Origin of the sequence: Silvania hatchlandensis, assembly GCF_025564065.1 — a bacterium.
In the GTDB taxonomy this organism is placed as follows: domain Bacteria; phylum Pseudomonadota; class Gammaproteobacteria; order Enterobacterales; family Enterobacteriaceae; genus Enterobacter; species Enterobacter hatchlandensis.
Window position 1 is genome coordinate 1 of sequence record NZ_JAMGZK010000046.1, and the last position, 18,868, is coordinate 18,868.

Sequence of the window (18,868 nt, forward strand, 5' to 3'; positions counted from 1 at the left end):
CTCGCCCCGGCCTACAGGAAACGCTTCGGCGATTTTCAGCCGGACAAAGGTATCGCTGTAAGAGATTTATTCTCTTGTCGTTATTCCGTTGCTTTAAGATTAAAAATTACTGGGGATTCGTCAGCCCCTAGGGAGAGGGCGCAAACAAAAAACGGTAACCTTCGGGTTACCGTTTTGCTTTTACCTCGCCACCCGGCAACAATGTCAGCGCAGAAGGGGGCAATCCGGCGGCAGCCGACAGCGCAGCGCCCCCGGCAGCAGCGCGATGCGGAAATGCTCCCCGCTTAACGGCTCACCGTCGAGGTTAAAGGTCATGCCGTGCGGGGCCGTGATGTCAAACCACGCCGACTGGCCGTCAACAATGTTCGGGCTCTCTTCCGGTTTGGTCAGCGTGGTCAGCAGGGCGGGCAGCAGCTCGTCGCCGGTGAAAATACGCAGCTCGAGCTGACCGTCGTTGATCAGCGCATTCGGACACAGCTGTTGTCCACCTCCCGCCTGGCGGCCATTGCCGATCCCAATCACCAGCGCATTACCCTGCCAGTGAAACGCTTCCCCGGTTATTTCGCACTGATCCGGCTTCAGGGTATCTAAGCGCACCAGTCCGTGGATCAGGTAAGAAACCCCCCCGAGCGCGGCTTTGAGTTTTTCCGGGGTTTCGCTGGTGATCCGCGTGCCAAACCCACCGGTCGCCATATTGATAAAGCAGGTTTCATCGTTGACCCGGGCGATGTCCACCGCCGTCGCTTTACCGACAATCGCCAGCTGGAGCGCATTATCCAGACTTTCGGGGATCCCGGCGCTGGTGGCAAAATCGTTGGCGGTGCCGAGCGGTAGAATGCCCAGCGCCGGACGGTTGGCGTCGGGCAGGGCGATCAGCGCCGTCGCTACCTCATTGATGGTGCCATCGCCGCCGCCCGCAATCACGGTCTCCACGCCCAGGGCGTGGGCCTCGTCGATATAGCGCGCCGCATCGCCTTTTTCCCAGGTTACCCGCACGTGAATGGCCACACCTTCCTCGCGCAGCAGAGAGACAGCCTGACGAAGCAGTTCGTCCCCGGCGCTTTTACCGTTGAGAATTAATAAACTTGCCGGATAGTTGGCCATTCTCGTTACTCCTTTTGAATTAACAAGAAGTGTAGAGCAGAGCGGGAAAAGGGAGCCAGGAAGAAGATGAAAGGCACAAAAAAAATTAGCCTGGGTAAGGGAGATTACACAGGCTAAGGAGGTGGTTCCTGGTACAGCTAGCATTTATGGGTTATGTTTTTCAGCGTTTTCAATAATAACCGTATTGAACGCAGCGGTATGTGATCGAATTCTAAGAATTATCTCATGCCCGGAAAATAACCCCTGAAATTATTTAGCGTGCGGGTTTCGGGTATTTTCGCCGCTGAAGTTACGCATCAGCAGCGCATAATCCAGCGCGATATCTGCCGGTACCGGCAGCCACACTTTATGACCGTCTCCCGGCGCAACGGACACCGCTTCACCTTTACCGTTCTGCATATGTTCCAGCGTAAAGTTGATGTTGCCCTGCGGGGTCATCAGCTCCAGGCTATTGCCGACGAGGAATTTGTTTTTGACCGCCACTTCCGCGAGGTCGCCTTTGCGCTCGCCGGTGAAGTCACCGACAAACTGTTGACGCTCTGAAATCGAGTGGCCGTAGTCGTAGTTCTGGTAGTCATCGTGGGTGTGACGACGCAGGAAGCCCTCGGTATAACCGCGATGGGCCAGCCCTTCCAGCGTGGTGAGCAGGTTCTCGTCAAAGGGTTTACCCGCTGCCGCATCGTCGATCGCTTTGCGATACACCTGAGCGGTACGCGCGCAGTAGTAATAGGATTTGGTCCGGCCTTCGATCTTCAGCGAGTGGACGCCCATCTGGGTCAGGCGCTCAACGTGGGCGATGGCGCGCAGGTCTTTGGAGTTCATGATATAGGTGCCGTGCTCGTCTTCGAACGCGGTCATGTACTCGCCAGGACGTTTGGCTTCTTCAATCATAAACACGCTGTCGGTCGGGGCGCCTTCGCCCAGCGTCGGCTCGACGGTTTTTACCGGGATCGGCTCGTGCTTATGCACGATGTTGCCCACGTCGTCCTCTTTCCCTTCCTGAACTTTGTATTCCCAGCGGCAGGCGTTGGTGCAGGTGCCCTGGTTAGGATCGCGTTTGTTGATGTAGCCGGACAGCAGGCAGCGGCCGGAGTAGGCCATGCACAGCGCGCCGTGAACAAAAATCTCCAGCTCCATTTCCGGTACCTGGGTGCGGATCTCTTCGATCTCTTCCAGCGACAGCTCGCGGGACAGGATCACGCGGGTCAGGCCCATTTGCTTCCAGAACTTCACCGTCGCCCAGTTAACCGCATTCGCCTGCACGGAGAGGTGAATATCCATCTCCGGGAAGTTCTCGCGCACCAGCATGATCAAACCCGGGTCGGACATAATCAACGCATCCGGCCCCATCTCAACGACCGGTTTCAGGTCACGGATAAAGGTTTTCAGCTTGGCGTTGTGCGGCGCAATGTTGACGACCACGTAGAATTTTTTCCCCTGGGCGTGGGCTTCGTTGATGCCGAGCTGCAGGTTTTCGTGATTGAATTCATTGTTACGCACGCGCAGAGAGTAGCGTGGCTGGCCCGCATAGACGGCATCGGCACCATAGGCGAAAGCGTAACGCATATTCTGCAGCGTTCCCGCCGGGGAAAGGAGTTCTGGTTTAAACATGTTTGTTCTCGTTCTGATGACAGGTCAGATGCGCCACACCAGAGTGTGCGCCGGGAGGAGATCCCATACTTTAAGGGCGGGCATTGTAGCGCTGTGGGGCAGGGAGGTAAACCATTTAACGAAACGCCGACGGCAGGACAGTGCCGTCAGCGTTTAATTAAATGAAGGGCGCTCAGAGGTCATCCAGGGTGTGATCGACAATAATTTCCAGCGTCTTGCGAATGATATCGGCTTTGACAACGTCGCGGGTGGACTCAATTTCATGAATAAGGCGCAAGATGATCGCTTTATTGGTCAGCGGCTCATTCGCATCCGCAATAGCGGCAACAACGGAATGATACAGCGCTGATTCGTCAGCCAGTAAACCCGCAGCATTACGAAAATAATTGGACAGCACAGGGTTTGGCAGTGGTTGATAAAAATCATTATTCTGGAGCATAGCCTGGCTCATAGGATCACACCGATTAGTTAATGGCTGAATAATTGCAGTCAGTGTTTTTTACTGCTGCGCGATTGCTGGCTTGTGCCAAACAAGGGATACACGTTGCTGCTGTTCAGACCGTCCTTGTCCCCTGCCTGCTGCTCACTTTTGACGTTGCGCGAAGGCGCACCGTTACTGTCACTGGAGATTTCCAGGATTATTTGTGCCAGTACGCTGCGTCTTTCATCATCTCGCTCTGCAGCGAGCATTGCGCTCAGCCTCTCCAGCAATCCTTTAATGCTGATCGGCCCCTTTTCCTGGAGCAGAGAAAGGGTGGCTTCGCCAATAAGTTCGTCAGTCAGTCTTTCATGTTCACTTCTGTTCATAACTACGTCTCTGTTGCCACATCTTCCAGCAAAGGGAAACGCGGCATGATGTCAGTTTTGAGAGCAGTATAAGAAAACTGCTTGCAAGAAAAAACCGACGAAAAGCAAGGTAATTAGCGGCTGCAGGCGTCCTTCTTTTAACGGTCAAACAGCAGGCCAATCAGCGTTTGGTAGCGACTCTCCTCTCCCTTATCCAATGCCTGGTCCATGCGGGAAAGCAATTTAGTGCACAGCGACTTTCGGTTAAGGATTTTTCCCTCCCGAAGGATCTCCACTACAATCTGTCCCAGCATCTCCTGCTGAGTAGGCTGGTTAGCTTTCGTAAAGTATTGAGTAATGGCATTGGCTGTATTCGGTAGATACCCGTTCTCGCGCATATGTCACTCCTGATGCTTTGTATTAGCTAATGTGTTAACGTGTTGTAAATTTATAAATACTGTACACACTGGTTGTACAGGTTGACAGTTTATTTTTGATCATTAAGTGCTATTGCATTATAATCAAAAGCTTAAAGTTGTATTTTGCTGCGGGGCAGGCAGGAAATATTGTACATTGTGTACGGTTTTTGCGCGTTAAAGTGTTAAACAGTACCGCACAAAATCCCGTGATAAAGGATATCAAGAGATATATCCAACCATTTGATACTGTGGCGTTTCATTCACTTCCTCTATTGGAAATCTTATGCTCACTACCATTATTTACCGTAGTCACTTACGTGACCACGTACCGGTTACCGTGCTGGAAGACATGGTTGTTGCAGCTAATGAGAAGAACAGCAAAGCCGGCGTCAGCGGCATTTTGCTGTTCAACGGCAAGCTGTTTTTTCAGCTGCTTGAGGGACCCGATGAGAGCGTGAGGGCTATCTACCAGACGATTTGCGCAGATGAGCGTCACCACAACGTGGTCGAACTGCTGTGTGATTATTCCCCTGCGCGGCGTTTCGGTAAGACTGGCATGGAGCTGTTTGATTTACGGACCTACGATCGTCGCGAGGTGCTGCAAACGGTGATGGATAAAGGAACCACCCGGTTCCAGCTTATCTATAACGACCGGGCGCTGCAGTTTTTCAGGACCTTTGTCGAAGAGAGTGAAATCGAGAACTACTTCGAAATCCCACCGGCAGACTACTGGGAGTTTATCCCCGATACCTCTGACGCCAGCGTGCGAACGCTGCATACGCGCTATAGCGAGACGTGCAGCTTTGCCTTTCAGCCGATTATTGACCCTATGGCCCGTGAGCGGGTCACGCTGGAAGCGCTGATCCGCACGCCGAGCGGGGAGCCTGCCCAGCGCTGGTTTGAAGGGCTGCAGGGGGATGAAATCTACGCAGCAGATCTCAAAAGCAAAAGCGTGGCCTTTGCAATGGCCAGTGCGCTGGGGCTGGGTGAGCAGAGCCTGTCGGTCAACCTGCTGCCGATGACGTTGGTCAACGTGCCTGATGCGGTCAACTATCTGCTGCAGGAAATTGCCGCCAACGGGCTGGTGCCCGAGCAGATCGTGGTGGAGTTTACCGAGAACGAAGTGATCTCGCGTCTGGATGATTTCACCGGCAGCGTGCGCGAGCTTAAAGCGGCCGGGATCGGTGTGGCTATCGACCACTTCGGCGGCGGTTTTGGCGGTCTTTTGCTGCTGGCCCAGTTCCAGCCGGACCGGATTAAGATTAACCGTGACCTGATCCGCGATATTCACAAAAGTGGCCCGCGTCAGGCCATCGTACTGGCTATCATCAAATGTTGTACAACACTGGAAATACTGATCTCTGCGGTCGGTATTGAGAAGGCGGAAGAGTGGATGTGGCTCGAATCTGCCGGTGTTTCACAGTTCCAGGGGCACCTGTTTGCCCGTCCGGAACTCGCTGGGATCCCCGCTATCGCGTGGCCTGAGCGGACAGAGGACATTTAAGCAATAGTCTCACCGGGTAGTGATACAATTTTGTTGTACACTATTACAGGTTGTACAGCCTGGTGAGATTCGTTACTTTGAATACAGAATATATCGATTAAGCAGGGAGAATCGATGGCCTTTTACAGTATTGGCGATGTTGCAGAACGATGTGGCATAAACCCCGTCACTCTGCGGGCATGGCAGCGCCGGTATGGGTTGCTTAAGCCGCAGCGCAGCGAAGGCGGACATCGACAGTTTGACGACGACGACCTTCTGCGCATTGCCGAGATCCAACGCTGGATCGAACGTGGTGTGCCGGTCGGGAAGGTGAAAGCGCTTCTCGATCAGGGAAAAGCGCCGGAGCCGGGAGACTGGTCTGCGCTGCAGGAAGAGATGATTGGGACCTTGCGCCAGGTGAGTCCTGCGAAACTGCGTGCCAAAATTGCGGCGTTCTGTGCGCTCCATCCCGTGGATATCCTGATCGACAACGTCTTTGAGCCCCTGCGGAACACCCTGAGTCTCGATCGCGATACCGCGCGCGCCATGCGCAGCCTGCTGGATGGCATTCTGATCGAGCAAGCGGTGTCGAGCCTGATGGAAGCGCGCATCAAAGCGGGCAGAGATGCATTACTGATCGGCTGGGGAATTGACGATCGCACCGGTCTGTGGCTGGAGGCGTGGCGTTTATCCCAGCGCGGCTGGCGGATTGATGTGTTTGCCGAACCGCTTGAGTTACCCCATCCGGAGTTCTTCCCGGGGCAGCAAATGCTGGTCTGGGCGGGGCCGGCAATTTCGCCGGAACAGCTCCAGCAGCTGGAGCACTGGCAAAAGCAGGGTTATGCCATCAGGGCATACGGGGCGGCAAACGCCGCCTGATTGTTTACCTCACTGACCCATCCGGCACGCATCTGCTTCCCAGCGATATCCCACCCCGTACACCGCGCGAATAAACGACTGATCGGCGTCGAGCGCTTCCAGCTTGCGGCGCAGGTTTTTAATGTGGCTGTCGATGGTGCGGTCGGTCACTACCCGGTAATCGTCGTAAAGCTGGTTCAGCAGTTGCTCGCGGGAGAACACTTTTCCCGGCTCGTGCGACAAGGTTTTCAGCAGACGAAACTCCGCCGGGGTTAAATCCAGCATCTTACTGCGCCAGCTCGCCTGGAAGCGGCCTTCATCGATAATCAGCGGACTTTCGGCATCCAGCGCCTGCAGTTCACGCTTGGGCTTGCAGCGGCGCAGAATGGTTTTCACCCGGGCCACCACTTCACGCGGGCTGTAGGGTTTGCAGATGTAATCATCAGCCCCAATCTCGAGCCCCAGCAGGCGGTCGATCTCTTCGATTTTGGCGGTCACCATCACAATCGGCACTTCCGAGAAACGGCGGATCTCGCGACACAGGGTCAGGCCATCGGTGCCGGGCAGCATCAGGTCCAGCAGGATCAGATCCGGCGGCGTCTGGCGCACGTACGCCAGCACTTTATCGCCGTGGCTGATAAGCGACGGGGCATAGCTTGCCGCCCGCAGATAGTCGATCAGGAGCTGCCCCAGCTTCGGTTCGTCCTCGACGATCAGAATTCGGGGGGTGTTTTCGTCAATCGGTAAATCAGTCATGCTTCTCTCGATAAATCGCGTTCCAGCGGTAGCTCTACTGTAATGCTAACCCCGCCAAAAGGCGAATGGGCGGCGCGGATCGTCCCGCCGTGGGCTTCAACAATGTTGACACAAATCGCCAGCCCCAGCCCGGAGCCGCCGCTGGCGCGGTTACGGGAACCTTCGGTGCGGTAAAAGCGCTCAAAGAGCTTCGTTAGCTGTTCATCGGTGACGCCCGGGGCGGTGTCGGCAAAGGTCAGGGCAAAACGCTGATCTTCGCATCTGCCGGAGATGCGCAGCGCACCCCCCGGGTCGGTATAGCGCAGGCAGTTTTCCAGTAGATTATTGAACAGCTGCATCAGCCGGTCCCGATCGCCAAAAATCACGGCATTCTCCGGCAGCGACAGCTCAATGCGCAGATCCCGGCTGGCGAAGCGATCGCGGAAGGCGCCGCTGGCGACCTCCAGAATGTTGATCACGTCGACCGGCGCTTTTTGGTAGGCCAGCGCCCCCTCGTCGGACATCGAAAGCTGGTGCAGATCGTTGACCAGCTTGGTCAGGGTGCCAACTTCGGCCTGCAACGAAGTGACCGATTCGGGGGTGAATTTGCGGACCCCGTCCTGGATCGCCTCCAGCTCGCCGCGCAGCACCGCCAGTGGGGTGCGCAGCTCGTGGGAGATATCCGCCATAAAATCCCGGCGCATCTGCTGGTTCTTCTCCAGGGTGCTGGCGAGCTGGTTAAAGTCCTGCGCCAGCTTGCCCAGCTCGTCCTGGCTACGGGTATCCACCCGGGTCGAGAAATTGCCCGCCGCCAGCTGGTGGGTGCCGTCCACCAGCCGTTTGACCGGGGCCAACAGCCCGCGCGCCAGCGGGAAGGTGGCCAGCGCCGCCAGCAGGGTGGAGAGGGCGACGATCAACCAGCTGGTCTGGCGCTGCTGGCGGTCAAAGTTGATGTCGGTATTGCGCGTCAGTCGCTCAACCGGTGAAGCTATCACCCAGCCAACCGCCTCGCCGTTCACCAGGATTGCCCGCTTTGAGCCGTCTTCAGGTACCGGGGCGCGTGGGCCAACCAGCACGCGCTTCTGCTGGTCGACAACCCAGAACTGGGTACGCCAGCCGTGTGGCGGCATGCCCGCGCCGGGACGATCGTCGTCAGTGTCGTGCTCCAGCGAGCGCAGGATCTGGAAGACAAAGCGGTCATTGTTGCGTAAAAAATGCCAGTTGCCGTGCAGGGCATACTGCTCACCCAGCGCGTCGCTTAGCCCCTGTAGCCGCTGCTCGTTGCCGTGCTTAATGTAGTCAATAAACCCGCGCTCAAAGCTGACCCGCACCGCCCAGTGCATGGTGACCAGCAGGACGATACAGGTGGCAAAAATAGCCAGAAAAAGCTTACCGGTAATGCCGGGACGCCAGAACTTCATGGTTCACTCCTTTTGCGCCGACTGATGACGTCATTCTTGCTGGTGTCATCCGGAACCCGGGCGAACACGACGGCGGGCAGGGCGATAATCAGCGCCATGCTCAGGTAGGTGTACAGGAACACCTGATGGACAACCGGGCTGTCAGCCGCCAGATGCTGCTGGCCATACATCCCCAGCAGCATCCCGGCAACGGTGACGCCGATGCTCATCGAGAGCTGCATAATCATCGACAGCAGGCTATTGCCGCTGCTCGCCAGCTCATCGGGCAGATCTTTCAGCGTCAGGGTATTCATCGACGAGAAGCGGATAGAGTTGATTATTCCCTGGAAGAACAGCACCAGCGGCAGGACGTAATACCAGCCCAGCAGGGCGACGCCCATAAACAGCAGGCTCACCAGCGCCAGCCCCAGCGTGGAGGCCACCAGCACCCGGCGATAGCCAAAGTAGTTCACTACCTGCACCACGATCCGCTTCATCCCCATGCTGCCCAGCACCATCGGGATCATCATCAGCCCGGCGTGGAACGGGGAAAAGCCGAGCCCAATCTGCAGGAATACCGGGGTCATAAACGGCAGCATGCCGCTGCCGATGCGCCCGGCAAAGCTGCCGAGCAGCCCCAGACGGTAGGTGGGATTGCGAAACAACGTCAGGCTGAACAGGGCGCGGTCATTGCCTCTGGCGTGCCACAGATACCACAGAATCGATATCACCCCAATTGCCACCAGCCCGACCAACGACAGGGTGGAGATCCCGAGCCCCTTCTGACCGTCAAGGGCCAGCGTCAGCGTCGCCATCCCGGCCGCCAGCAGGAAAAAGCCTACCAGATCGAAGCGTCGTGTCTGCATGGTGTAGTTCGGCATCAGCATTAAGGTGGCAATCGCCCCGACAATGCCCACCGGGAGGTTAATCAGGAAGATCCAGTGCCAGGAGGCGTACTCCACCAGCATTCCGCCGAGCGCCGGACCGAGCAGCGGCCCGACCTGACCGGGCAGGGTGACGAAAGTCATCGCCGCCATGTACTGCGCACGCGGCACGATTTTCATCACCGTTAACCTGCCCACCGGCACCATCATCGCTCCGCCGACGCCCTGCAGCACCCGAGCCATGATCAGCTCATTGAGGGTGTCGGCCTGGGCGCAAAACAGGGAACCGGCGGTAAACAGCACAATGGCGGTAAAGAAGATATTACGTACCCCGACCCTGTCCGCCAGCCAGCCGCTGGCGGGCAACATTACCGCCACCGTCAGCACGTAGGCGACAATCACCATATGCATATGCAGCGGGCTCTCTCCCAGGCTTTTGGCCATCGAGGGAAGGGCCGTATTAACGATGGTGGTATCCAGCGCCTGCATAAAAAAGCCAAAGGCGACAATCCATAGCTGCCAGCGAACGTTGCGCGGAAGGTCAGTCATTTATCCCCTTACCGTCTCTCTGTTTTTAGATGAAAAACGCACCCGCAGGCGGTCAAAGAACAGATAGACCACCGGCGTGGTGTACAGCGTCAGCAGCTGGCTCATCACCAGACCGCCAACAATGGTGATCCCCAGCGGCTGGCGCAGCTCCGCACCGTCGCCGGCGGAAATCACCAGTGGCAGCGCGCCAAACAGCGCCGCCAGGGTGGTCATCATGATCGGGCGAAAACGCAGCAGGCAGGCCTGGAAGATGGCTTCCTGCGGCGTCATATTGCCGTTGCGCTGCGCCTCGATCGCAAAGTCGACCATCATGATAGCGTTCTTCTTGACGATGCCGATCAGCAGCATAATGCCGATCAGCGCAATCAGGCTGAACGGCGCACCAAACAGCTCCAGCGCCAGCAGCGCCCCGACGCCCGCCGAGGGCAGGGTCGAGAGGATGGTCAGCGGATGGACGTAGCTCTCATACAGAATGCCCAGCACGATATAGACCGTGGCAATCGCCGCCAGAATCAAAATCACCTGCGAGTTCATGGTCTGCTGGAACACCTGTGCGGTCCCGGCAAAACTGCCGCGCACCGTTGATGGCACCCCGAGCTGGGTCATGGTGCGGGCGATCGCCTCGCTGGCTTCAGAGAGCGACGAGCCGGTCGGCAGGTTAAACGACACGGTCGACGCCGCCGACAGCCCCTGATGGTTGACCGATAGGGGGGCGTTAGCCGGTCGCCAGCTGGCGAAATAAGATAGCGGAATCGCCTTACCGTCGTTATTGATCACAAACATCTTATCCAGCGCGCTGATATCCTGGGTATAGCGCGGATCGACCTCCATCACCACCTTATACTGGTTCATCGGCTGATAGATGGTTGAGATCTGCCGCTGGCCAAAGGCGTTGTTCAGCAGGCTGTTGGCGGCTTCGACGTTAATCCCCAGTCGCGACATGGTTTCCCGGTCATAGGTCAACGCCATTTCGGCGCCGTTGTCCTGCTGGTCGGAGTTTACGTCTGCCAGCTCTGGCAGCGCCGCCAGCGCTTTACGGATTTTCGGCTCCCATTCGCGCAGCGCAGCGAGATCGTCCGACAGCAGGGTGTACTGATAGCTGGCGTTAGACTGACGCCCGCCAACGCGAATATCCTGCACTGCCACCAGGAACATATTCGCTCCCGGCTCTTTTGCCAGCTTGATGCGCAGGCGGTCGATCACCTGCTGGGCGCTTTCGTTACGCACGTCGCGCGCCTTGAGGGTGATAAACATCATCCCGCTGTTGACCCGCGAGCCGCCGGTAAAGCCGGTGACGTTATCCACGGCGTCATCTTCGCGGATGATCTTCATGAAATCCTGCAACTTGCCACGCATCGCCTGGAACGAGATGCTCTGGTCGGCCTGAATGCCGCCCATCAGCACCCCGGTGTCCTGCTCCGGGAAGAAGGTTTTCGGGATGGTGATATACATCCAGACGTTGAGCACGATGGTGCCAATGAGCACCAGCCCGACGATTCGGGTGTGGTTCAGCACCCATTTTAACGATTTGCCGTAGCCTTCCTGCAGGGCGATCAGCATCCGGCCAAAGCCTTTGGTTCGCGGCTGGGAGTGGGGCGGGCTGCGCTTAAGCATCCAGCCACACATCATCGGGGTCAGGGTCAGCGACACCGCCAGCGAAATGCCAATCGCCACCGACAGGGTGACCGCAAACTCGCGCAGCAGGCGCCCCGGCAGGCCGTCCATCAGCAGCAGCGGCAGGAACACCGCCACCAGCGACAGGCTCATCGACAGCACCGTAAAGCCCACTTCGCGCGTGCCCTGCAGTGCCGCCTGCAGCGGCTTCATCCCGGCTTCAAGGTGGCGGGAGATATTCTCCAGCACCACGATGGCATCATCCACCACAAAGCCGGTGGCGATGGTCAGGGCCATCAGCGACAGGTTGTTGAGGCTAAAGCCGCACAGGTACATGGCGGCGAAGGTGCCAATCAGCGACACCGGTACCGCCACGGCGGGGATCAGCGTTGCGCGCCCGGAGCGCAGGAACAGGAACACCACCAGAATCACCAGCGCCACCGAGATAATTAGCGACTGTTCCACTTCTTCCAGCGAGGCTCGAATGGTCGGGGAGCGATCCTGGGCAATCTGCAGGTCGATAGCCGCAGGAATGGTCTCCTGCAGTTCCGGCAGTCGCGCGCGGATGCTGTTTACCGTCTGGATAATATTGGCTTCCGGCAGCTTGCGGATCATCAGCAGAATGGCCGGTTTAGCATTGGTCATCCCGGCGTTACGCACGTCCTGCACCGAGTCGGTAACGCTCGCCACGTCGCTTAAGCGCACTGCCGCGCCGTTGTTGTAGTGAATAATCAGCGGCTGATATTCGGCGGCGGTTTTCAGCTCATCGTTGGTCTGGAGCTGCCAGCGGCGCGAACCGTCCTCCACCGCGCCCTGCGGCTTGCGCACGTTAGCGTTGCTGATGGCGCTGCGCACGTCGTCCAGCGAAACGCCCTGGTTAAACAGCGCCTGCGGGTTCAGCCCGACGCGTACCGCGGGCAGGGAGCTGCCGCCGACATCCACATCCCCCACGCCGTCGATCTGGGCGATGGTTTGCGCCAGTTGGGTGGAGGCAAAATCGTACAGCTGACCCTGAGAGTACGTGTCCGAGGTCAGAGTCAGGATCATGATCGGCGAATCGGACGGGTTCGCTTTGCGGTAGGTTGGCCGGCTCGGCATTCCGCTTGGCAGCAGGCTCTGGGCGGCATTGATCGCCGCCTGCACGTCCCGCGCTGCGCCGTTGATATCGCGGTTAAAGTTAAATTCCAGAATGATGCGCGTGCTGCCCAGCGAGCTGCTGGAGGTCATTTCGTTGACCCCGGCAATGCGCCCGAGCGAGCGCTCCAGCGGCGTGGCGACCGACGAGGCCATGGTTTCCGGCGAGGCACCGGGCAGCGAGGCGCTGACCATGATCACCGGGAAATCCACCTGCGGCAGCGGGGCTACCGGCAGCAGGCGAAAGCCCAGCACGCCGCACAGGGTAATGGCCAGCGAGAGCAAAATCGTCGCCACCGGGCGGTAAATGAAGAGGGCGAAAAACTTCACTTACGCCTCCTCTTCACGCGTCGGGAAACGCGCCTTGATCTTCAGCGCCAGGCTGTCGAACAGCAGGTAAATCACCGGGGTGGTAAACAAGGTCAGCACCTGGCTCACCAGCAGGCCGCCAACCATGCCAATCCCCAGCGGACGCCGTAGCTCGGCCCCGACGCCGGTACTGAGCATCAGCGGCAATGCGCCTAACAGCGCCGCCAGAGTGGTCATCAGGATCGGGCGAAAACGCAGCAGACAGGCCTGGAAGATGGCCTCCCGCGGCGCCATCCCCTGCTCGCGCTCGGCGGCAAGGGCAAAGTCGATCATCATGATGGCGTTCTTCTTGACGATACCGATCAGCAGGATGATGCCGATTATCGCAATCACGTCCAGCTCGCTGCCAGCCAGCATCAGCGCCAGTAACGCCCCGACGCCCGCGGTCGGCAGGGTCGAGAGAATGGTGATCGGGTGGATAAAGCTCTCGTACAGCACGCCGAGGACGATATACATCGCCACCACTGCCGCGACGATCAGCCATATGGTGTTGCCGAGCGCCGCCTGGAAGGCGAGGGTGCTGCCCTGGAACTGGGTCTGGATCTCGGACGGGAAGCTGAGATCTTTCTCGGCGGCGAGAATGGCTTCGACCGCCTCGCCCAGCGAATAGTCGTCCGGGACGTTAAACGAGATGGTGGTGGACGGGAACTGATCCAGATGGTTAATCGCCAGCGGGGTATAACGCTCTTCCACTTTCGCAATCGCGCTCAGCGGCACAATGCCGCCGCTGCTGCTGGTCATGCGCACCGAGTCGAGCCCTGCCAGACCCGGGGTCTGCCGGGTATCGTGCTCCAGCACCACCCGATACTGGTTGGCCTGGGTGTAGATGGTGGAGATCAGCCGCTGACCGAAGGCGTTATACAGGGCGTTATCGACATCCGCCATAGAAATGCCCAGCCGGCTGGCGCTGTCGCGATCGACGTTGATATACGCCGCCAGACCTTTGTCCTGCCAGTCGCTGCTGACGTCCGAGAGCTGCGGCAGCTGCTGCAGGCGCGTTACCAGTTGCGGTACCCAGGTGCTGAGGGCGTCCAGGGTGGTGGCCTGCAGGGTGAACTGGTACTGGGTCCGGCTGACGGTGGTATCAATAGTCAGATCCTGGGTCGGCTGCAGATACAGCGCCACGCCCGGCACCCGGGCCACGGCGCTTTGCAGACGCTCGATCACCGTGTTCACCCGGTCATCACGATCGCTTAGCGGTTTGAGGTTAATCTGCAGGCGGGCGCTGTTCAGCGACGGATTCGTGCCGTCGACGCCAACAAATGAGGTCAGGCTTTCGACCGCCGGATCTTTCATCAGCACTTCCGCCACCTGCTGCTGGCGCTGGGCCATGCTGGCAAACGACACCGACTGCGGCGCCTGCAAGGTGCCCTGAATAATGCCGTTATCCTGGATCGGGAAAAAGCCCTTGGGGATCATCACCCACAGCAACACGCTCAGGGCCAGGGTGCCCAGCGCCACGCCGAGGGTCGCCCACGGATGGTTCAGCACTTTGGTCAGCATCCGGCCATAGGCGGCAATAATGCGCTCGAACATCCGCTCAGAGGCGCGGGAGAAACGGTTTTGCTTGCGCAGGGACTCGGCGCTGAGCATGCGGGCGCACATCATCGGGGTCAGCGTCAGCGACACCACGGCGGAGATCAGGATTGCCACCGCCAGGGTCACCGCAAACTCGCGGAACAGACGCCCGACAATATCCCCCATAAACAGCAGCGGGATCAGCACCGCAATCAGTGAGAAGGTCAGCGAGATAATGGTAAAGCCGATCTCGCCCGCGCCTTTCAGCGCCGCCGCCAGCGGCTTTTCGCCCTTCTCGATATAGCGTGAGATGTTTTCGATAACCACAATGGCGTCATCCACCACAAAGCCGGTGGCGATGGTCAGGGCCATCAGCGTCAGGTTGTTGATCGAGAAATCGAGAAACACCATTACCGCAAAGGTGCCAATCAAAGACAGTGGCACCGCCACGGCGGGAATAATGGTCGCCGGCACGTTGCGCAGGAACAGGTAGATGATCATCACCACCAGCGCCATCGCCAGCATCAACTCAAACTGGGTATCGTTGACCGAGGCACGAATGTTGGTGGTGCGATCCGACAGCACTTTAACGTTGACCGACTTCGGCAGGCTCTCAATCAGCTGGGGAAGCATGGCGCGAATGCTGTCGGCGGTATCAATAATATTGGCCCCCGGCTGGCGCTGGACGTTCATCACAATCGCCTGCTGCTGGTTAGCCCAGGCCCCGAGCCAGCTGTTTTCTGCCCCTTGTTCTACGGTGGCCACGTCGCCAAGACGGATAGCCGCACCGTTCTGGTACGCGACAATCAGCTGGCGATATTCATCGGCAGACTGCATCTGATCGTTGGCCGAGAGCGTCACCGCCCGGCTTGGGCCATCGAGGGAGCCTTTCGCCGAGTTGACGTTGGCGCTGCTGATGGCGGTGCGGATGGTTTCGCTGGTCAGCCCCAGAGCGGCAATCGCCTGAGCGTTCAGTTTGACGCGCACGGCCGGGCGCTGGCCGCCAGAGAGCGTCACCAGCCCGACGCCGGAGACCTGAGAGATCTTCTGCGCGACGCGGGTTTCAACCATGTCTTCGACCTGGGTCATCGGCATGGCGGACGAGGTGACGGCAAGCGTCATGATCGGCGGATCCGCCGGGTTGACTTTGCTGTACACCGGCGGGTTGGGCAGGTCTGACGGCAGCAGGTTGGTGGCGGCGTTGATCGCGGCCTGCACCTCCTGCTCGGCCACGTCCAGCGGCAGGGTCAGCTGAAACTGCAGTGTCACCACCGACGCGCCGCCGGAGCTTTGCGAGGACATCTGTTTCAGGCCCGACATCTGGCCGAACTGGCGTTCTAAGGGGGCGGTGATTGCCGAGGTCACCACGTCCGGGCTGGCGCCAGGGTAGAGCGTCACCACCTGGATGGTGGGGTAATCCACTTCGGGCAATGCAGAGACCGGCAAGAAACGGTAGCCGATGATCCCCGCCAGCAGGATCGCCACCATCAGCAGGGTGGTGGCAACCGGGCGCAGGATAAACAGGCGTGACGGCCCGCCCGTGGAGCTGGGTGGTAACACCTGCATCAGGAATGTGCTCCCTGGGTTTTACGTTCACGTTTGGCCGGTTGAGCCGGGGTGGCGCTGTGTGCTTCGACCACTTCGACGGTGGCCCCTTCGGTCAGACGATCGATCCCGTCAGTGACCACGCGGTCACCCGCTGACAGCCCGGCGGCGATCACCACGGTCTGGCTGTTCTGAATACCCGTTTTCACCAGATGCTTGCTGACCTTGCTTTCGCTGTTCAGCACCCAGACGAAGTTGCCTTCGTTACCCATCTGCAGCGCTGCAGTCGGGATCACCACTGCGTCCTCTTCGGTGGCGACCAGCATCCGGGCGTTAACAAACTGGTTCGGGAACAGGGCGTCATCCTGATTGCTAAAGCGCGCTTTCAGCTTGATGGTGCCGGTGGTGGTGTCGATCTGGTTGTCGAGGCTCAGCAGGGTACCGTCGCTGAGCTTCTGCTTATTAGCCCGGTCCCAGGCTTCTACCGTCAGCGGCTGGCCCGCTTTCTGGGCCTGCATCACGGTGGCGATATCGCTTTCCGGCAGGGTGAAAATCAGGTCGATAGGGTGGGTCTGGGTGATCACCACTATCCCGGTGGTATCCCCGCTGGAGATCTGGTTGCCGATATCCACCTGTTTTAAGCCCACGCGCCCGTCAATAGGGGCGGTGATGCGGCTCCAGTCCAGCTGCAGCTGAGCGCTGGCGACGGCGGCTTGATCGGCTTTAATAGTGCCAAGGCTTTCACTGACCAGCGCCTGCTGGGCGTCGAGCTCCTGGCGGGAGACGAGGTTGGTTTTTACCAGCTGCTGGTAACGCGCCAGATCGCGGCGGGCATTGGCCAGGGTAGCGTTATCTTTCGCCAGCTGCCCCTGGGCCTGGGCCAGCGCCACTTTGAACTGGCTGGGGTCGACCTCGGCCAGCAGATCGCCAGCTTTCACCTGCTGGCCTTCCTGGAAGTGCAGAGCCAGCAGCTGTCCATCGACACGGCTGCGGACGGTGGCGGTATTGGCGGCGGTGATCGTGCCGAGGCCGGAGAGATAGCGCGGCACGGATTGACTGACGGCGGTCGCGGCCTGCACCGGTGCCAGCGCACCGCCGCGCATCCCGTGGCGTCCACCGCCCGCAGCGCGCGGCGGCTGGCTGGTGGCACCGGCGGGCGCCGACGAGTGTTGATGCCAGTACCAGGCGGCGGCAAGGGCCACCACAATGATGCCAGCGGCGATTGCCCAGCGGGATTTTTGACGGCCTTTCATCGTTATACGTACTCTTCCTGAATCAATGCGGGAAATGATACTAGTTTAGTCAGGCAGGGGAGCAGAAAAATGGAGGAAATATGGAACACTGTCTGGAATTGTCTGATTAGGGGCAGTGCCGGGCGGCGCAGCACCGCCCGGCGATGGGGACTTAGCTAAAGACCACCTGTGCCCAGCGGGCCAGCCCGGCGGTGACGGAACCAAAGTCATCGCCTCCGGCAATCGGAATGCCTGGCAGCTGCTGTGCCAGCGCTTTCTTGATCAGCGGCGAACGGGCGCTACCGCCGGTCAGGTAAATCACGTCCGGCTGTTCGTTGCCATTATCCAGCGCCAGCTGCACCTGCTCCAGAATGCGCTGCAGCGGCTGGGCAAGCGCCGCTTCCAACCCCTGCTGGCTGATGGCGGTGGCCAGCTCATCGCTGATAAACGGTAGGGTTACGGCGTGTTCCACCGCCTCTGACAGGGCGATTTTGCTCTCTTCGGCGCTGCGCACCATCCGGTAGCTCAGGCGCTGACGCCAGACCTTATGCAGCAGGGCCACTTTGTCGCCGTCCTGCGCGTCGCGCACCAGATCGTTAAGGAAACGGCCGTTGGCAACGCTGTAGAAATCGCTTTGCGCGGGTACGTCATTGATCGCCACTGCGTTCCACCACGGCAGGATCGGCAGCGCGGTGCCTTTCTCCGTCTGTCCGCCCATACCGAGCAGCGGCATCAGGCTCTTAAAGGCCAGCGCGATATCCAGATCGTTACCGCCGATGCGGCAGCCGCTGTGTCCCAGCAGACTGGTTTCGCGATCGCGACGCTGATGCCACTGCGGGCCCATCAGCAGCAGCGAACAGTCGGTGGTCCCGCCGCCGATATCGACGACCAGCACGCGTTTCTCTGCCGTGAGGGTTGCTTCAAAATCCAGACCGGCGGCAACGGGTTCGTACTGGAACACCACGTCACGGAAACCGGCCCGCTGGGCGGCACGCTCAAGAATACCCTGCGCCTGCTGGTTGGCCTCATCGCCCCCCAGCCCCTGGAAGTTGATCGGGCGACCAATTACTGCCTGGGTTATTTCATCCGTCAGCTGGGACTGCGCCTGCTGGCGAATATGCAGCATCATGGCGCAGACCAGATCTTCAAACAGCGCCACCTGCTGTGGCTTCAGGCCGCTGGCACCGAGGAACGATTTCGGTGACTTAACGAAGTACACCTCTTCCGGATCCTCAATGTAGTGACCCAGTGACGACAGACCGAACTGCACGCTGGCCGGGGTCACGTCGATATCTTCGTCGCGGTTAAAATTCACTGCGCGGCGCAGCAGCGCCTGCGTTTCCGTGCCGGTGGCCGGAACCTGATGATGGCGGTACAGCCACTCGCTCACCGCTTCGCGGGTCGGGGCGCAGATCATCGACGGCAGCAGCGTGCTGTTGTTTTCCATTTTGAGCAGCTGTGGCTGCCCGTTTTGCATCACCGCAACGGAACAGTTGGCGGTGCCATAGTCAAATCCAATAAACACTGCAGGATCCCCATGCCATTGAGAAGGGGCGAGACTTTAGCGAAATGTCAGGCTGGCGACAACTGGAATATGAAAGCAAGGCACAACGGCCAAAGTCCGTTT

14 protein-coding genes are annotated in these 18,868 nt (G+C 59.0%); 2 read left to right on the forward strand and 12 right to left on the reverse strand.

What is annotated here, in order from left to right; all coding sequences use genetic code 11:
* Positions 1-204 precede the first annotated feature (204 nt).
* From yegS to ycgZ, 5 genes are all read right to left on the reverse strand, one after another.
* Complete coding sequence (yegS, locus tag M8014_RS09160; protein ID WP_271282178.1) at positions 205-1,104, reverse strand: lipid kinase YegS; 900 nt, start codon at positions 1,102-1,104, stop codon at positions 205-207.
* A gap of 249 nt (positions 1,105-1,353) precedes the next feature.
* Entirely contained in the window at positions 1,354-2,715 is a 1,362-nt protein-coding gene (trhP, locus tag M8014_RS09165; protein ID WP_271282179.1) for a prephenate-dependent tRNA uridine(34) hydroxylase TrhP, read from the reverse strand.
* A gap of 172 nt (positions 2,716-2,887) precedes the next feature.
* Entirely contained in the window at positions 2,888-3,166 is a 279-nt protein-coding gene (locus M8014_RS09170) for a biofilm development regulator YmgB/AriR family protein (RefSeq protein ID WP_271282180.1), read from the reverse strand.
* A 38-nt stretch (positions 3,167-3,204) separates the two neighbouring features.
* Complete coding sequence (locus M8014_RS09175) at positions 3,205-3,522, reverse strand: hypothetical protein (RefSeq protein WP_271282181.1); 318 nt, start codon at positions 3,520-3,522, stop codon at positions 3,205-3,207.
* Between the two features lie 137 nt (positions 3,523-3,659).
* Positions 3,660-3,899 carry a regulatory protein YcgZ gene (gene ycgZ / locus M8014_RS09180; protein ID WP_271282182.1) on the reverse strand — a complete coding sequence of 80 codons (240 nt, stop codon included), beginning with the start codon at positions 3,897-3,899 and terminating at the stop codon, positions 3,660-3,662.
* A 304-nt stretch (positions 3,900-4,203) separates the two neighbouring features.
* Between ycgZ and M8014_RS09185 the strand changes: the two genes are divergently transcribed.
* Positions 4,204-5,424, forward strand: coding sequence for a diguanylate phosphodiesterase (locus M8014_RS09185; RefSeq protein WP_271282183.1), 1,221 nt, complete (start codon positions 4,204-4,206; stop codon positions 5,422-5,424).
* 114 nt (positions 5,425-5,538) lie between these two features.
* Positions 5,539-6,282, forward strand: coding sequence for a MerR family transcriptional regulator (locus M8014_RS09190; RefSeq protein ID WP_271282184.1), 744 nt, complete (start codon positions 5,539-5,541; stop codon positions 6,280-6,282).
* A gap of 9 nt (positions 6,283-6,291) precedes the next feature.
* On the opposite strand, the gene baeR is transcribed toward M8014_RS09190, so the two are convergent.
* The 7 genes from baeR to yegD all read right to left on the reverse strand — a co-directional run bounded on the left by baeR (position 6,292) and on the right by yegD (position 18,766).
* Complete coding sequence (gene baeR / locus M8014_RS09195; RefSeq protein WP_271282185.1) at positions 6,292-7,017, reverse strand: envelope stress response regulator BaeR; 726 nt, start codon at positions 7,015-7,017, stop codon at positions 6,292-6,294.
* Complete coding sequence (gene baeS / locus M8014_RS09200; RefSeq protein WP_271282186.1) at positions 7,014-8,417, reverse strand: envelope stress sensor histidine kinase BaeS; 1,404 nt, start codon at positions 8,415-8,417, stop codon at positions 7,014-7,016. The genes baeR and baeS overlap by 4 nt, the downstream gene beginning before the upstream one ends.
* Positions 8,414-9,829 carry an MFS transporter gene (mdtD, locus tag M8014_RS09205; protein ID WP_271282187.1) on the reverse strand — a complete coding sequence of 472 codons (1,416 nt, stop codon included), beginning with the start codon at positions 9,827-9,829 and terminating at the stop codon, positions 8,414-8,416. The genes baeS and mdtD overlap by 4 nt, the downstream gene beginning before the upstream one ends.
* Positions 9,830-12,907 carry a multidrug efflux RND transporter permease subunit MdtC gene (gene mdtC / locus M8014_RS09210; protein ID WP_271282188.1) on the reverse strand — a complete coding sequence of 1,026 codons (3,078 nt, stop codon included), beginning with the start codon at positions 12,905-12,907 and terminating at the stop codon, positions 9,830-9,832. It abuts the gene before it with no gap.
* Entirely contained in the window at positions 12,908-16,030 is a 3,123-nt protein-coding gene (locus M8014_RS09215; RefSeq protein WP_271282189.1) for an MdtB/MuxB family multidrug efflux RND transporter permease subunit, read from the reverse strand.
* Entirely contained in the window at positions 16,030-17,262 is a 1,233-nt protein-coding gene (locus M8014_RS09220; RefSeq protein ID WP_271282190.1) for an MdtA/MuxA family multidrug efflux RND transporter periplasmic adaptor subunit, read from the reverse strand. The genes M8014_RS09215 and M8014_RS09220 overlap by 1 nt, the downstream gene beginning before the upstream one ends.
* A 151-nt stretch (positions 17,263-17,413) precedes the next feature.
* The gene (yegD, locus tag M8014_RS09225; RefSeq protein WP_271282191.1) at positions 17,414-18,766 is read right to left on the reverse strand and encodes a molecular chaperone; all 1,353 of its coding nucleotides are present in this window, start codon (positions 18,764-18,766) and stop codon (positions 17,414-17,416) included.
* Positions 18,767-18,868: the final 102 nt, after the last annotated feature.

Excerpts from the sequence above, each read along its gene's own strand:
- M8014_RS09185 (WP_271282183.1), top strand. The coding sequence starts at position 4,204 with ATGCTCACTACCATTATTTACCGTAGTCACTTACGTGACCACGTACCG.
- ycgZ (WP_271282182.1), bottom strand. The coding sequence starts at position 3,899 with ATGCGCGAGAACGGGTATCTACCGAATACAGCCAATGCCATTACTCAA.
- M8014_RS09170 (WP_271282180.1), bottom strand. The coding sequence starts at position 3,166 with ATGAGCCAGGCTATGCTCCAGAATAATGATTTTTATCAACCACTGCCA.
- M8014_RS09215 (WP_271282189.1), bottom strand. The coding sequence starts at position 16,030 with ATGCAGGTGTTACCACCCAGCTCCACGGGCGGGCCGTCACGCCTGTTT.
- mdtD (WP_271282187.1), bottom strand. The coding sequence starts at position 9,829 with ATGACTGACCTTCCGCGCAACGTTCGCTGGCAGCTATGGATTGTCGCC.
- trhP (WP_271282179.1), bottom strand. The coding sequence starts at position 2,715 with ATGTTTAAACCAGAACTCCTTTCCCCGGCGGGAACGCTGCAGAATATG.
- baeS (WP_271282186.1), bottom strand. The coding sequence starts at position 8,417 with ATGAAGTTCTGGCGTCCCGGCATTACCGGTAAGCTTTTTCTGGCTATT.
- M8014_RS09220 (WP_271282190.1), bottom strand. The coding sequence starts at position 17,262 with ATGAAAGGCCGTCAAAAATCCCGCTGGGCAATCGCCGCTGGCATCATT.
- M8014_RS09190 (WP_271282184.1), top strand. The coding sequence starts at position 5,539 with ATGGCCTTTTACAGTATTGGCGATGTTGCAGAACGATGTGGCATAAAC.
- baeR (WP_271282185.1), bottom strand. The coding sequence starts at position 7,017 with ATGACTGATTTACCGATTGACGAAAACACCCCCCGAATTCTGATCGTC.
- M8014_RS09175 (WP_271282181.1), bottom strand. The coding sequence starts at position 3,522 with ATGAACAGAAGTGAACATGAAAGACTGACTGACGAACTTATTGGCGAA.
- yegS (WP_271282178.1), bottom strand. The coding sequence starts at position 1,104 with ATGGCCAACTATCCGGCAAGTTTATTAATTCTCAACGGTAAAAGCGCC.